This is a genomic window from Flavobacterium hibernum (assembly GCF_000832125.1).
GTDB lineage: Bacteria > Bacteroidota > Bacteroidia > Flavobacteriales > Flavobacteriaceae > Flavobacterium > Flavobacterium hibernum.
Genome location: NZ_JPRK01000002.1, coordinates 436,047 through 451,830, shown reverse-complemented (window position 1 = coordinate 451,830; position 15,784 = coordinate 436,047). Strand labels below are relative to the sequence as shown.

General features: G+C 33.2%; 15 protein-coding genes. 6 read left to right on the top strand and 9 right to left on the bottom strand.

The window, feature by feature from the left end:
* Positions 1 to 74 precede the first annotated feature (74 nt).
* Positions 75 to 1,085, bottom strand: a complete 1,011-nt coding sequence (locus IW18_RS01950) for a LacI family DNA-binding transcriptional regulator (RefSeq protein ID WP_084607899.1) — start codon at positions 1,083 to 1,085, stop codon at positions 75 to 77.
* Between the two features lie 577 nt (positions 1,086 to 1,662).
* On the opposite strand from IW18_RS01950, the gene IW18_RS01945 reads away from it, so the two are divergent.
* The 5 genes from IW18_RS01945 (at position 1,663) to IW18_RS01925 (ending at position 5,606) form a co-directional block, all read left to right on the top strand.
* Positions 1,663 to 2,112, top strand: coding sequence for a YhcH/YjgK/YiaL family protein (locus IW18_RS01945; protein WP_041515872.1), 450 nt, complete (start codon positions 1,663 to 1,665; stop codon positions 2,110 to 2,112).
* A 3-nt stretch (positions 2,113 to 2,115) separates the two neighbouring features.
* On the top strand, positions 2,116 to 2,778 hold the full coding sequence (locus IW18_RS01940; RefSeq protein ID WP_041515871.1) for a bifunctional 4-hydroxy-2-oxoglutarate aldolase/2-dehydro-3-deoxy-phosphogluconate aldolase: 663 nt from the start codon (positions 2,116 to 2,118) through the stop codon (positions 2,776 to 2,778).
* A 105-nt stretch (positions 2,779 to 2,883) separates the two neighbouring features.
* A complete protein-coding gene (locus tag IW18_RS01935; protein ID WP_041515870.1) occupies positions 2,884 to 3,696 on the top strand; it encodes an SDR family oxidoreductase in 813 nt (270 codons plus the stop codon).
* A gap of 26 nt (positions 3,697 to 3,722) precedes the next feature.
* Positions 3,723 to 4,907: a mannonate dehydratase gene (gene uxuA / locus IW18_RS01930; RefSeq protein WP_041515869.1), complete on the top strand. Its 1,185-nt coding sequence runs from the start codon at positions 3,723 to 3,725 to the stop codon at positions 4,905 to 4,907.
* Positions 4,908 to 5,042: 135 nt separating this feature from the next.
* Positions 5,043 to 5,606 carry a DUF2911 domain-containing protein gene (locus IW18_RS01925; protein ID WP_041515868.1) on the top strand — a complete coding sequence of 188 codons (564 nt, stop codon included), beginning with the start codon at positions 5,043 to 5,045 and terminating at the stop codon, positions 5,604 to 5,606.
* Positions 5,607 to 5,712: 106 nt separating this feature from the next.
* On the opposite strand, the gene IW18_RS01920 is transcribed toward IW18_RS01925, so the two are convergent.
* The gene (locus IW18_RS01920; protein ID WP_041515867.1) at positions 5,713 to 6,168 is read right to left on the bottom strand and encodes an Hsp20/alpha crystallin family protein; all 456 of its coding nucleotides are present in this window, start codon (positions 6,166 to 6,168) and stop codon (positions 5,713 to 5,715) included.
* Positions 6,169 to 6,419: 251 nt separating this feature from the next.
* Positions 6,420 to 6,899, bottom strand: coding sequence for a copper resistance protein NlpE (locus IW18_RS01915; protein WP_041515866.1), 480 nt, complete (start codon positions 6,897 to 6,899; stop codon positions 6,420 to 6,422).
* A 188-nt stretch (positions 6,900 to 7,087) separates the two neighbouring features.
* Here IW18_RS01915 and IW18_RS01910 point away from each other — a divergent pair, with 188 nt between their 5' ends.
* The gene (locus IW18_RS01910) at positions 7,088 to 7,420 is read left to right on the top strand and encodes a YegP family protein (protein ID WP_041515865.1); all 333 of its coding nucleotides are present in this window, start codon (positions 7,088 to 7,090) and stop codon (positions 7,418 to 7,420) included.
* A gap of 146 nt (positions 7,421 to 7,566) precedes the next feature.
* Here the strand turns inward: IW18_RS01910 and IW18_RS01905 are convergent, their stop codons facing one another.
* From IW18_RS01905 to IW18_RS01880, 6 genes are all read right to left on the bottom strand, one after another.
* A complete protein-coding gene (locus IW18_RS01905) occupies positions 7,567 to 8,154 on the bottom strand; it encodes a LutC/YkgG family protein (RefSeq protein WP_041515864.1) in 588 nt (195 codons plus the stop codon).
* Positions 8,147 to 9,547: a lactate utilization protein B gene (locus IW18_RS01900; protein ID WP_041515863.1), complete on the bottom strand. Its 1,401-nt coding sequence runs from the start codon at positions 9,545 to 9,547 to the stop codon at positions 8,147 to 8,149. The genes IW18_RS01905 and IW18_RS01900 overlap by 8 nt, the downstream gene beginning before the upstream one ends.
* A gap of 107 nt (positions 9,548 to 9,654) precedes the next feature.
* Positions 9,655 to 10,395 (bottom strand): (Fe-S)-binding protein, encoded by a 741-nt coding sequence (locus IW18_RS01895; protein WP_041515862.1) that lies wholly within the window; start codon positions 10,393 to 10,395, stop codon positions 9,655 to 9,657.
* Positions 10,396 to 10,643: 248 nt separating this feature from the next.
* Positions 10,644 to 12,005, bottom strand: a complete 1,362-nt coding sequence (locus IW18_RS01890; RefSeq protein ID WP_041515861.1) for an FGGY-family carbohydrate kinase — start codon at positions 12,003 to 12,005, stop codon at positions 10,644 to 10,646.
* Positions 12,006 to 12,152: 147 nt separating this feature from the next.
* Complete coding sequence (locus IW18_RS01885; RefSeq protein WP_041515860.1) at positions 12,153 to 13,427, bottom strand: TIM barrel protein; 1,275 nt, start codon at positions 13,425 to 13,427, stop codon at positions 12,153 to 12,155.
* Between the two features lie 201 nt (positions 13,428 to 13,628).
* Positions 13,629 to 15,770: a bifunctional aldolase/short-chain dehydrogenase gene (locus IW18_RS01880; RefSeq protein ID WP_084607901.1), complete on the bottom strand. Its 2,142-nt coding sequence runs from the start codon at positions 15,768 to 15,770 to the stop codon at positions 13,629 to 13,631.
* Positions 15,771 to 15,784: the final 14 nt, after the last annotated feature.

Sequence of the window (15,784 nt, the reverse complement as noted above, 5' to 3'; positions counted from 1 at the left end):
AAACCCGACAGGTTTTTAAAACCTGTCGGGTTTATTCGGAACTAAAAAAAATCTATTTAATCTTTAGGCAAATACTAACTCTTTCTGGCAGGAAAATAATTCTCTTTCAGAATAATTTCTAACGGAATATAATGTGTGTTTTCAACCGTTTCTCTTAAAACTAATTTTCGATATAAGTAATTAACGCCCATATAACCTTGTTCTTCTGGTCGTTGATTGATTAGAAAATCAATTACGCCTTTATTCATATACTCGATATTTTGTTTTAGCAAATCATAACCAATTATTCGAACACCTTTTATATTGTTTTGTTCTAAAAATTGAGCGACAATATAGGCTCTGGAATTAGGCACAAAAACACTGTTAATACCAGAAAACATCTCCAAATTCAATTGATCTATTCCTGAATCTTTGATTGTAACTTCTGAAAATTTAAAATTTTGCAGATCTTCATGATCTCTAAAAAACGAGTAAAATCCGTTGATGCGTTGTAAATACACAGATGTACTTTCGATTTCTCTGGTTATTTTAAAAATCAATACTTGTCTTTCGTTTTTTACTGCAAAACTAATAAGTCGTCCTGCTAAATATCCGCTCTGAAAAGCATCTTGCCCAACATACGCATTTTCAGTTCCTGAATCGATATTGGAATCTATCATTACAACCGGAATATTTGTTTTTTTGTATTCGTTTAAAAACTGAACTGACTCTTGGTAAAAAATAGGTGCAAATAATAAACCGTCACACTCAAATTCTAATACTTTTTTTACTGCTTCTTTAAAAGAACTGATATTGAAATCATAAAAGAAATAATCTAAAACAATTCCGAATTTACTAAACTCGACTGCTGCTTTTTCGATTCCTGCGACTTGACTTTTCCAGTATTCCAGATTTTCATATTGTGGCAAGAAAACGGCAAAATGAAACTTTTTGTTCAAAGCAAGATTGCTTGCCAAAATATTTCGTTTATAACCGTATTCTTCAATTATTGCATTGACTTTATCTACATTTTCCTGAGCAACCTGCCCACGATTATGGATAATTCGATCAACTGTTCCCGGTGAAACGTTTGCTAATTCGGCAATTTTTTTAATCGTTATAATAATGATGATTTTTAAGTTAAAATGACTTGATTAACAATAATAAATTATAATATTTTTTACTAAATATAAGTTGTTTTACCTAACTTTTTATATACATTTGTAAAAGCCCGTGTGCGTACACGCAAATATACACATGTGTTGAAAAAAATCATAATTTAATGCGATAATTTATTACGTTTTTAGCTCTTAAAGGCAATATTATAGATTTATAATAAAAAACGTCGACAACAATTTATTTATAAATACTGATTAAATAGTTATTTATCAAATTATTTGATGTCGTTATATAAACTTATAGTTTATGTTTTAAAAGGTTAAACAATGCCTTAAAAGCGGTTGTAAAAGCGAAAAAATTATTTTCATTAAATAACACTGACATAATGACTATTAATAATTAAAAACCAGTATTTTAACACTTATAACAAAAAGTAATGCTTCAACATTTATAAACAAATTTATTCGTTTATAAATTATCATAAAAGCATCTATTTTACAAGTTTAAAAACTGACTTTTAAGAACTAAAAAACAACATAAAATAAAAACATAAAACCAAATAAAATGATTGTAGATTCATTACAAAACGCTGCAAAATATTTCAGCCTTCATCCTAACTTCAAAAAAGCATTTGAATATGTTCAGCAAAATGATATTAGTAAACTTGAAGAAGGTGCTTTTGAAATTGCCGAAGGATTAAAAGTAATCGTAATTGTTGGCGAGGGAGCAACAAAAGAAGAAAGTATTAAAGGTTTTGAATGTCATGATAAAAATATCGACATTCAGATTTCTATAAAAGGACCGGAAACTTTTGCGTGGAAACCAAGAGAAAAATGCATTAGCCCAAATGGAGATTATAGCGACGAAAGAGATGTTCGATTTTTTCATGATAAACCTGATATGTTTTTTGAATTGCAGGAAAAGCAGTTTGCTATTTTGTTTCCCGAAGATGTTCATGCAGCAATGATTGGCGATGGAATACTTAAAAAAATTGTTATTAAAGTAAAAATCTAAAGTATGAAAACGATTCAAAACACTATTGATGTTATTGCTCAGCAAGGAATTCTTCCTTTATATTTTGCAACAAGTGAAACTGTTAGTATCGATGTCCTGAGATCGCTATATAAAGCGGGGATCAGAGCTGTAGAATATACCAATAGAGGTGCTGAAGCTATAGCAAACTTCAAGAAAATGGTTGCGGTTAGAAATACTGAAATGCCCGAAATGTTACTGGGCATTGGAACTATAAAAAATATCGAACAAGCTCAAGATTTCTACGCCGCCGAAGCTGACTTTTTTATTAGCCCGGGATTTGTTCCTGAAGCTGCGGAATTTTTAAAAAGCAAGAATGTTTTATATGCTCCCGGCTGTATGACTCCTACAGAAATTATTGCCGCCGAAAATACGGGAATAAAATTCGTAAAACTATTTCCAGGTAATATTCTTGGTCCTGATTTTCTTAGTAGTATTAAAGACATTTTTCCATCATTGGTTTTCATGACTACAGGCGGAGTCGAAACAACGCACGCAAGCATACAAAGCTGGTTTACTGCCGGTGCATCTGCAGTTGGATTAGGAAGTAAACTGATTAGCAAAAAACGCATGGATGAGCAAGATTATGAGGTTATCGAGCATGAAACAAAGAAAATGCTTGAAATCATTAAAACCATCAGAAAATAAATCACTAATTAACACAATACTATTTTACAAGTAGAAATGTGTTTTTGAACATTCACAATCATATTTCTACGGGAAAAAAAACTGCCAAAAATCATAAAATTTAAAATGGATTCAATATTTAATCTAAAAGGAAAAATTGCATTAATTACAGGCGGTGCAGGCGTATTAGGAAGCAATTTTGCAAACGTTTTGGCAAAACAAGGCGTGATTACCGGAATCGTTTCTCAATCGATCGAAAAAGCCAATAAAACTGTATCAATAATCGAAAGCAACGGCGGAAAGGCTTTTGCGATTCAGGCAAATGTTTTAAACAAAGAAGAGTTAGAAAAAGCCAGAGATTTTATTGTAGAAAAGTATGGTCGTCTTGATATCTTAATCAACGCAGCGGGCGGAAATATGCCGGGCGCTACAATTCAACCAGATCAGGCGATTTATGATATGAAAACTGATGATTTGCAAAAAGTTGTTGATTTAAATATTATTGGAACGATGTTGCCTTCTCAAGTATTTTCGGAGCTTTTTGCGAAACAAAAAGAGGGAAACATTATTAATATTTCATCAGCATCGGCACAAAGACCTTTAACGCGAGTTGTTGGATATTCTGCTTCAAAAGCAGCAATTGATAATTTTACACAATGGATGGCGGTTGAACTGGCATCGAAATATGGCGAAGGTATTCGTGTAAACGCTATTTCGCCAGGATTTTTTATTGGAGAACAAAACCGTGCCTTATTGCTAACTCCGGAAGGAAATTTAACACCAAGGGGAGAAAAAATTATTGAGCATACGCCAATGGGAAGATTTGGAACGCCTGAAGATATCGATGGGGCGCTTTTATTTTTATGCAGCGACATGTCTAAATTTGTAACGGGAACTATCCTAAAAGTTGACGGAGGTTTTGCGGCTACAAGTATTTAAATAATTACCTATAAAATAAATCAAAAATGGAACAAACGTTAAGATGGTTCGGGCCAAACGACCCAGTTTCTTTACAAGATATAAAACAAACGGGAGCTACCGGAATTGTTACAGCATTACACCATATTCCAAACGGAAAAGTTTGGGAGATTGAAGAAATTATTAAACGAAAAGTTGAAATTGAACATGAAAATGGCGATCCAAAAAAAGGATCTTCCGGCTTAACCTGGTCAGTTGTTGAAAGCATTCCAGTTCACGAAGATATTAAGAAACAAACGGGAAATTATCTTCAATACATTGAAAATTATAAGGAAAGTATTCGAAATTTAGCTTTGTGCGGTATTAAATGCATTTGTTACAATTTTATGCCGGTTTTAGACTGGTCACGAACTGATTTGGCTTTTACAACAGCCGACGGTTCAAAGGCTTTACGTTTTGACATTAATGCTTTTGCTGCTTTTGAATTGTTTATTTTAAAAAGACCGGGAGCGGAAAATGAATATTCGATAGAACAGATTGAAAAAGCGACAAATTACTTTGAGGCTATGACTGATGCTGACAAAGTAAAATTGCAACAGAATATTCTGGCCGGACTTCCCGGAGCCGAAGAAGCTTATTCTGTTGAGGACTTTTTAATTACTTTAAGCGGTTACAATCATATTGACAGAAAAGCTTTGAAAGAAAATCTATTTTTCTTTTTAAAAGAGATTATTCCGGTTGCAGAGAGTAAAGGTGTTTTGATGGCTATTCATCCGGACGATCCTCCCTACCCGATTCTAGGATTGCCGAGGGTTGTAAGTACGGAGGAAGATTTAATGGAACTTATGAATGCTGCTCCTTCTAAATCGAACGGATTTACGATGTGTACGGGTTCATACGGTGTAAGAGCAGATAATGATTTACCAGGAATTGTAAGACGTCACGGTGATAAAATGAACTTTATTCACCTTAGAAGTACTGAAAGGGATGCTGAGGGAAGTTTTTACGAAGCAAACCATCTAGAAGGCGATGTTGATATGTACGAGGTTGTAAAAGCTATTATTGAAGTTGAAAAAAGAAATAATAGCCAATTGCCAATGCGTCCGGATCATGGACATCAAATGTTGGACGATTTGAATAAAAAAACAAATCCAGGATATTCAGCAATTGGTCGTTTGCGCGGTTTAGCCGAATTAAGAGGACTTGAAATGGGTATTAAGAAGTCGCTTTAAAATAATTTAGTTTTCTGTTCATTTTAAGTTAAACATAATAATCATTACCAATTCATTAACAAAAAACTAAGTGTAATGATATGATTTTTATGGACTATTAACTTACTTTGTAGTAATTCTAAAAATTGTAATCCTATGAAAAAATTAAGTTTACTAGCAGTTACTTTGTTTGCTGCATTTACAGTTCAAGCACAGGAAGTGGTAAAATTTGCTCCGCTTGACGCAAGTCCTGTTGACATTGCTTATTTTCCAAATAAAGCTGTGAAATTCAAAAAAACTGATAATCCTTCGCCTTCTATCAAGGTTATTTACGCTAGACCTTCTGCAAAAGGACGTGCTATTTTTGGAGAATTAATTAAGTTTGGAGAAGTATGGCGTGTTGGTGCAAACGAAAACACTGAAATCAAATTTTACAAACCTGTAACCATTGGTGATAAAAATATTGCAGCTGGAACTTATAGTTTATTTGCCATTCCTGAAAAAGATAAATGGACAATTATTATCAATAAAGAAATTGATCTTTGGGGTTCTTATGCATACGACGAAAGTAAAGATATTGTAAGGGTTTCAGTTCCTGTAAAACCGGTATCAACTGTTATTGAAGCTTTGTCAATTGCTTTTACAACTCAAGGTGCTGTAACAAATTTGGTTATTGGTTGGGATAAAACAACTGTTGAATTGCCTATAACTATCAAATAATAGTTTCTGTAAAAAAACAAAAAAGCCGTTTCAAAACAATTTGAAACGGCTTCTTTTTTTAATCAATAGAGCAGATTTCAACCATTAAAAATTAAATTGAAAAGAATTATTTAATTTCAATTAATTTTGGTTCTTTTTGTTTTGTCTCTTCTTTTTTAGGGATGCTCAAACGCAATAATCCATTTTCGTAGTGAGCATTTATATTGTTTTCATCTGCAACATTTTTTGGTAATTCAAAACTTCTTTGGAACGATTGATAACTAAACTCACGACGAGTGTAGGTGTCGTTTTCTCCTTTATCTTCTTTTGAAGTTGATTTGGTGCAGGAGATTGTTAGTAAATTATCATCAAGCGTAACATTAAAGTCTTTTTTATCAAGTCCCGGAGCAGCAACTTCAACTTCGAAATTTTTGTCTGTTTCTTTAATATTTATTGAAGGCACGGTTGTGCTTGTAGAAGAAAAGTTACTGTTTTCCCAGTTAAAAAGCTCTCGATTTAAAAAATCGTCAAATAATCTTGGAAATGATTGTGAACGGTTTTCATTTTTTCTGATACTTAACATAATTTCTACTTTTTAATAGTTATACATTAAATTACTTTTTCTGATCTACTCTATACAAAATAAATACCAAAGCATAAAAACTGTCATTTTTTCAGAATACAACCACCTAACCCTTAGTTAAATATGAAAAAATGTCATTTTTATTGGTTAAAAAACATTATAACTTTTAACTTGAAAATAATCTATAAAACAAAAGAGCTAAAATCTTTTAAACAGACTCAAGCTCTTTTTTATATTAAAATAGATTTTTCTTACTCATTCAATGTCAAAGAATAATCTAATTTTGATTTGATTTTTTCTCGTTTGTTATTGAGTAAAAAAACTTTATCCGGACTAGCAGAATAGTAACCGTAAAAAGTTTGTGCCGAATTTGGTGTTTCAAAATTCAAAACATAAATTGTTCCGTCGGGGTCATTTCCAAGTCCTCTTTCTGTATTATAACTACCTTTCTCTATAAACTTCTTCTCAGATTTACCTTTATAAACACTTGTCAACTCAAATTTATGGCTTTCGATTGTACCATCGCCCTGATAAATTTTTAATACTGTTTTGATTCCTTCACAATTTGCACATGGCAATAAACCTTCGTACACAACTACTTTTCCTAAAATGCTATCAGTACTCTCAACATCCATTATTTCTTCTGAAGGAGTCTGAGTTGTTTCTTCTTTCTTTTTTGAATTACAAGACAGTAAACAGGCAGCAATCAACACCAATAGTACTTTTTTCATGACTTTATAGTTTTAGAATATAAATATAAGAATATTCCTGTACTATATAACGCTTTACAAGTTAATTCCCATTTTTCTATTTTAATGATAAATCAATTATTATTTAAAATAATTGTATGATTTATAGGATGAAGTTTTGTATTTTTATCTGAAGCAAAATAAATTGTATTTAACTTAAATAAAACTACATGGGAAAATTTGTAATTACTAAAAGAACCAATGGCGAATTCCAATTTAATTTAAAAGCCGGTAATGGACAAACTATTTTAACAAGTGAAGGGTATACTACAAAAGCTGCCTGCACAAACGGAATCGAATCTGTAAAAACAAATTCACAAGATGATGGTCGTTTTGACAGAAAAGAAGCCAAAAACGGAAAACCTTATTTTAATTTAAAGGCTGGAAATGGTCAAATCATTGGCTCAAGCGAAATGTACGAAAGTGTTTCGGCTAGAGAAAACGGAATTGAATCCGTAAAAAAAAATGCTCCTGAAGCAACTACAGACGATCAAACTGAATAAAATATATTTTGCACTATAAATCTAAAAGTGACTAAATAAAAACCCCTTAAACATAAGTTGTTTAAGGGGTTTTATTTAAAATCTAAATAGAATTATATTTTTATCTTCGGTATTAAAATATGATTACTGTATTCTTAAATTATGAATTAATCCAGTAAAAAAACAATTAATCCTCTTGCACCGTGGGCTCCTAAAACTAACGATTGTTCAATATCAGCTGTTTTAGACGGTCCGGCAATAAAAGTCCCAAAACCGTATTCCTGATTTCCAATTCTTTCATACGCCTGATGCATCGTCGCTATAATATCTTTTTTGTGTACTATAATGGCTAAATATTGCGCGATAAAAGGTGAAACGCGTTGTCCTAACACATCATCTGTTACCCAAAGTGCACTATTTTCGGCAACACCAAAATGCGCTTTTAGAATGTTTAACTCTACATCCTGAAGCGAATGCGGATCATCGTTTGTCCAATCTAAAGATCCAATCTCAGAAAGCTCTGGAATTGTTGTTATGATACGTTTCTTCAGATTATAATTTGATTTTATATAATGGATGATTTCATCATAATTAGCCACTTCTACAGGATCTCCGCCAATGTTTTTTAAAACCGTTTTATAGGTTACAAACACATCAGGATTATCTGAACTTAAAAGATTTAGATCAGGCAATTCGGTCATTAGAGCAGGTTGATTTTGCTTTATTTTTTTTAAAATATCCTCTTTACTACTCATTGTCTTTTGCTTTTGCTTCTCTTGAATTTTTCTTGTACCATTCTCTAAAAGATTCCTCTGGAACGTCGGGCATTTCGCGTTGATCGTACCATTTGTTCATTTTATTATTGACCAATCCAGGAATATTTTTCATAACAAAACGCCCTGATTTTCCTGCAATATTAAAAATTGTTGGATTCGCTAAAACTGTCGACATTGTTTTCATTGCAATAGTTTTAACTGTTGGCGTGTGTCCCTCTTTTACCAAAACCTGACGCCATTTGTACAATTGGTCGTGTATATCAATTTTTACTGGACAAACATTTGTACAAGAACCACAAAGTGTACTTGCAAAAGGTAAATCGGCATTTTTACTCATGTCTAAATTAGGAGCTAGAATAGACCCTATTGGCCCTGCAACGGCATTATGATAACTATGTCCTCCACTACGTCTGTATACGGGACAAGTGTTCATACAAGCTCCACAACGAATACATTTTAGAGAGTTTCTAAAATCTTCTCTTCCTAATTGTGTACTTCTTCCGTTATCGACAATAACGATATGAATTTCTTTTCCGTCTCTTGGTTTCTTAAAATGACTCGAAAAAGTAGTAATTGGCTGTCCTGTTGCACTTCTTGCTAATAATCTCAGGAAAACACCTAAATGTTTGCGCTGAGGAATGAGTTTTTCAAATCCCATACAAGCGATATGTACATCGGCTAAATGTGCGCCCATATCTGCATTTCCTTCGTTGGTACAAACCACAATTTCGCCAGTTTCTGCAATCGCGAAGTTAACTCCGGTTAAAGCTACTTTTCGAGTTAAGAAGGTATCTCTTAAACTTAAACGTGCGGATTCTGTTAAATATTGAGGGTCTATATTTCCTTTTTCAGTACCTAAATGCTCATGAAAAGTTTCACTTACATCTTCTTTTTTAAGGTGAATAGCGGGTAGAACAATATGACTTGGTGGCTCTTTACGAAGTTGAACAATATATTCTCCTAAATCTGAATCGATAACTTCGATACCCTTTTCGGCTAAATAATCGTTTAAATGGCATTCTTCTGTAAGCATTGATTTTGATTTCACCATTTGCTTTACATCATGTTTTGCCATGATCGAATGCACAATTTCGTTATGTCCTTTTGCATCGGCTGCCCAATGTACAATTATCCCGTTTTTTTGTGCGTTGGCTTCAAATTCTAATAAATAATCATGAATGTTAGACAATACGTTATTTTTGATTTTTGAAGCAGTTTCACGAAGCAATTCCCAATCGAGAATTTGATGTGCTGATTTATCGCGTTTTTCACGAACAAACCAGAGTGTTTCATCGTGCCAGTTTACTCGTTCTACATCTTTGTTAAAACGTGCGGCGGCTTCGCTATGTTCAATTGTTTTTTCTGAAGACATCTTTTCTTATTTATTTCACCATTAAGACATTAAGATCATAAAGCTTTGGCTTAAATTACTTAATCTCTTAATGGTAAAAAGAAAATTAAGTTTAATTTTAAAATCACTTAGTTTTCCAACGAATTTAATATTTCGGCGATATGAATGGTTTTTATTGGGCTTTTTTGTCTTTTTAGAATTCCTTCTAAATGCATCAAACAAGACATATCTCCACCTGTAATATAATCAACTTGATGGTTTTCATGATCTTTTATTCGGTCTTGACCCATTTTTACTGAAACAGCTTCTTCGGTCACGCAAAATGTTCCTCCAAAACCACAACATTCATCTTTTCTGGATAAGGAAACTAAATCTAAACCTTTTATATTATGTAATAATTGTTCGGGTTTAGAGAAGAATGGCGCGTTGAGTTCTGTCATTTGCGAAAGCTTTAATCCGCGTTGACCGTGACAGCTTACGTGCATCCCTACTCTGTACGGAAAATTTCCGTCGATGGAATCTACTTTTAGAATATCAGTAATAAACTCTGTGAGTTCAAATACTTTCTTTCGCATTTCAGCTGCTACTTCTTCTTGTTTCTCGTCATGCAAATGTTCTTTTACATGTAAAACACAACTTCCGGATGGGCAAACAATATAATCGAATCCTGCAAAATTGGCTATAAAATTAGCATCGCAACCCTTGGTTAAATATTGATATCCGCTATTTGCCATGGGTTGTCCGCAACAGGTTTGTCCCATTGGAAAATGAACTTCACAACCTAGTTTCTGTAAAAGTTCATAGGTTGCAATGCCAACTTTTGGGTAAAACTGGTCGACATAACACGGTATAAATAATCCGATTTTCATATTAATGTATTATTATTCTTTTCACGCAGATTTAAATGATACAGTCTCATATCACCAAGCTTTGTCGAGTTACTATTGTGATCCCTCGTTTCTCGGAATGACAATATTGAAGGATAACCAAACTGTCACAACTTTAAATTACATAAAAAATATTTTTAATCGTTTAATCTGTGGCGATTATTCTCTCGCAGATCTGACAGATTGAGCAAATTTTTATTTTTTTTTTAATTTTTAATTTTTAATTTTATTTAGTGCTTGTAAAATTTCAAATCAATTAAATCGTTCTGAATTGGTTTTGGATTCCAGTTATGATGAATCGCTAGTGCAGCGCCTAATGCACTTGCCTGAGCCATTGATGCAGCATAAACTTCTATGTCAGGAAAGGCTTCTGCTAATAAATTCATGAATATTGAATTTTTGCTAAATCCTCCGTCGACAAAAATCTTCTTTACTGGACTGTTATGAATTACTAAATTAGTCGAAAAAACTTGTTGTTCGACTAAGTCCAACATCAATTGATGATAGGCAACTTCGTAACTATTAAATGTCGATAGGTCTCTTTTTTGAAATGGACATTCTTTTAAAATATCAAAGTCATATTTCTTTGGATATAGAATCTGAAAATTTAAAGCTCGTAGATTTGATATTATCTTTTTATCAAAATAAATATCTTTATATGAATCGACTGGAACTTTAAAATATTCTGCTAATCTTTTGGTTTGTACTTCATGTTCGTTACCCGAAAATAAGCGAGCTGCTTTTACGGGTTTTTCTGTGTATTGCATGTAACACAAACAGTCGTTTTGCAATTCTTCAAACGTTAATTGTTTATTATTGAATGGATTTAAAGAAATACTCCATGTTCCTGTTGATAATAAAACAAAGGGTTCTGTAAAATTTATGGTGTACGGAATAATTGCAGATGAACTATCGTGTAAACCTGCTCCTATTGCAACTTCATTGTCTTTTTTGATGATATCTTTTCCGTAATGTAGTGGCGGAATTTTACTTATGATATCTTCGTTTTTGACCCATTTATGGTACTTCATCTTTTTGAAATTCCAAAGATTGGTATGACACCCAATACTTGTAATGTCTGAATAAGCTTCGTTTGTCAAAAGATAACTCAGGTATTGTGGCAAGTGCAAACAGTATTTGATGTTTTCAAATAACAGGGGTTTTTCTTCTTTCAACCTGTAAATTTGCATACCTGAATTCAGGCTTCCTAAAACCGGAGAAGCTGTTTTTGCTGCAAATTTTTCTTTGCCTTTATACTTTTTATAGAATGCATCTATTAAATCCTCCGGATAATCTTTTAGATAATTATATAGAGGAGTCAAAATTTTTCCGTTTTCGTCAATGTAAACAAAACTAGCTCCGTATGTACTAAAATTTATAGCTTTAAGAACATAGTTGTTCAGCGTTTTAATTTCGGCTAATCCTTCAAATATCCAGTTTTTTAACAACTCAATATCTTCACAAGGAAAACCGTCTTCATCAGCGGTTTCTTCAAGATTTACTGATTTTTCCCAAACTATTTTATAATTTTCATCAAATAAAAATACTTTTTTGTTGGTTTTACCAATGTCAAAAATTGCAACTACGTTCATTTTTTTTAATTGTAAATTGTTAATTTTCAATTGTTAATTATAGATTACAGAATTATGTTTTTTGCTAAGTCTTTCTTTAAAACAACCAACATATAAATAACATTGGCATTAACCCATAATTTATAATTAACAATTAATAATTTATAATTATAATCCTGTAGCCATCGTTTTTAAACCTCTTTCTCCTATTAGATTTTTTCTAACGGCAAGACTACGATACAATTCAACTGGATTTAATGCCGCACCTGAACGTAAACGAGCCTCAGCAACTAATGCACGAACATCTGTACGGAAAGCATCTTGAAGGATTTCCTGTGCTTTTACTACGTCATTTTCTTGTTGTGCAATTTCTAGTGCTTTTCTATCGACCAATAATGCTTGAGCATAAGCAATCATAATAGCTTCTACAGATTGTAATAAGTCTTCTAAAGGATCTTTTATGTTGTGTGAAGCATCGATCATCCAACCTAAATCTTTTGCATGGTTCATTCCTCTGGCGTCCATTCCTTCAACTAATTCATTAAAGATTAAGAATAATTGATATGGTTTTAATGCTCCGGCAGTTAAATCATCATCTCCATATTTTGAATCATTAAAATGAAAACCTCCTAATTTTTCTTCCATTAATAATAAAGAAACGATTTGTTCTATATTAGCATTTGGTAAGTGGTGTCCTAAATCGACTAAAGTTTGTGCTTTGTCTCCTAGTTTTTTAACGTACGAATACGATTGTCCCCAATCTGCAACTGTAGTGGAATAAAAGTTAGGTTCGGCACATTTGTATTCTAAAAACATTTTCCAATTTGAAGGTAACGCATCATAGATTTCTTCTAAACTTTCTAATGTATTTTGATAAGCTTTTCTAAAGTTTAATTGTCCCGGAAAAGAAGATCCATCAGCCAACCAAATAGTTAGTGATTCTGATCCTAATTCGATTCCGTGCTGAATTACTTCTATATTATGTGCAATTGCTTGTTTACGAACTGCTTTGTTTACATTTTGCAACGATCCAAATTTATACGAATTCTCCTGACCTGCCTGATCTTGAAAGGTATTGGAGTTCATGGCATCAAATCTTAAATTGTGCTGTGCTGCAAGCGTTTTGATAGCTTTGTAATCTTGTGGAATATCCCACGGAATGTGTAATGAAATTGCTCCCGAAGCATTATTTAAAGCATGAAGCAAACCAACATCTTCAATCTTTTCTTCGATAGAACGTGGTTCTCCTCCTCCGGCAAAACGCCCAAATCTTGTTCCTCCTGTTCCTAAAGCCCAAGATGGAATTGCAATTTGAAAGTCTATTAATTTTTTAATAATTGCTTCTGTACCTTCAATTTCCGAAATTGTAAAAGCAAATTTATTCTGATGTTTTTTTATTAATTCCTCGTTATGAGATGCTATATTGTTTGATCCGATTAACATATTATTTTATCTTTTAATAGAGTCTACAATATATAAATTATATAAATGAACTCCTTGTTTAACTTTATTATATTTATGCTATTTTACAGGTTTTATGGGCATTATTATATTTAAAAAAAATCTAACGCTCAAATGATATCGAACGTTAGATCACAAAAAACCACTTTTGTTTTAAACAAACTTAAAAAAACCTAAACAACTTTATCTATAAAAGCCCATTGATACTCCACCGTCTACATTTAATGCGTTCCCTGTTGATTTACCTAGTAAACCTCCAACAAAAGCATAACAAGCGTTTGCAATATCATCTGGCAATATGATTTCATTCAATAACGTGCGTTTTGCATAATATGCCGGTAACTCGGCAACCGTAATACCATATGCTTTTGCACGACCTTCTGCCCAACCTCCAGACCAAATATTAGAATCTGAGATTACAGCATCTGGATTTACTGTGTTTACACGAATTTTATCTGCTCCTAATTCAGCAGCCATTAAACGTGTTAAATGTGCCTGAGCAGCTTTTGCTGAACCGTATCCAGGATTGTTTGGTCCTGCAACCACAGCATTTTTAGAAACAATATTTACGATGTCTCCACCAAATCCTTGTTTACGCATTACTTCTATTCCGGCTTTTGAAACAATAAATTGTCCTTTAACCAAAATATCATATAATCTGTCCCACTCATCAAGTGTATGCTCTGCGATAGATTTTGAAATGCTGATTCCTGCATTATTTACAATAATATCTGCACCTCCAAAAGCTAAACAAGCTTCATCTAATGCTTTTTCGGTACTCTTTTCGTCTGTTACATTCAATAATGTACTTGAAACTGCATCTTTACCAAATAGTTTAATAAACTCTGCTGTAGCAGTCTCTAAACGCTCTTCGTTAATATCATTAATTACGACACAAGCCCCTTCCTGAGCAAACTTTTTAGCAATTGCTTTTCCAATTCCGCCAGCCGAACCTGTAATTACAGCAACTCTTCCTGACAATGATTTTGGTTTTGGCATGCGCTGTAGTTTTGCTTCTTCTAATAACCAATATTCGATATCAAAAGCCTCTTGATGCGGTAAAGAAGTATATTCTGAAACTGCCTCTGCTCCTTTCATCACATTTACTGCGTTAATGTAATATTCAGACGCTAAACGTGCCATTGTTTTATCTTTGGCAAACGTAAACATACCAACTCCCGGATATAAAATCACTACTGGATTTGGGTCACGCATTGCAGGCGAATTTGACTTTTTGCAAGCGTTATAATACTCTTTGTACATAGCACGGTAAGCTTCAAAAGCGGGTGCTAATTTTGCCTTAACGGCCTCAATATCTGATAAATCTTCGTTTGGATCTAATGTTAAAACCAAAGGACTAATTTTTGTACGCAAAAAGTGATCCGGGCAAGATGTTCCTAATGGAGCTAATTTTTCTAAATCATTAGAATTGATAAACTCTAAAACTCTTGCATCGTCTGTATAATGTCCAATCATCTGACGTTCTGATGAACAGAAGCCTCTTAATATTGGTGCTACTTTTGCAGCTTTTAATTTACGATCTGCTTCTGGAAGACTATCTATTTTTTTACCTCCAAAAACTGGGCGTCTTTTTCCGTAATTATTCTCTAAATATTCAGCACATTTTTCAATTACTTCCAATGTGTTGATATAACTTTCATAAGCTGTATCTCCCCATGTAAATAATCCGTGTGAACCTAACATGATTCCGCGAAGTTTTTTTCCTTTTTTCTCAGCTTCTTCTAAACAGCTTCTTAATTGAAGCCCAAGGTCAAAACCAGGACGTTGCCATCCTACCCAACCAATTTCACCGTCGAATAATTCGTCTGTAATCTTTGCTCCATCTTTTGCAGCAGCGATTGCAATTGCCGCATCAGGATGTAAATGATCTATATGTTTAAATGGTAAAAAACCATGCAAAGGCGTATCGATAGAAGGTGCTTTTGAAGCTAAATCGAAAATACAATGATTGAACAATTCTACCATTTCATCTTCAAACTCAATACCTCTGTAAACATTTTCAAGATTGCGAAGTCTGTCTAAATATAAAGCAGCACAACCAGATTTTGTCAATGTACCAATGTCACCACCAGAACCTTTAATCCACATTACTTCAGAGCTTTCTCCTGTCAATGGATCTTTGTCTGTAATTTTTACCGAAGTGTTTCCACCACCGTAATTAGTAAGTCTTAAATCGGCTCCAAGTATGTTAGAACGATAAATGAAAAGCGCTACTTCATCTCCTGCCAGTGCTGCTGCCTTAGCGTCATCCCAAAGGTAGCTTACGTGCTTAAAATTCATATTTTTTGTGTTTATATTCGACATTGTTGTTGTATTCG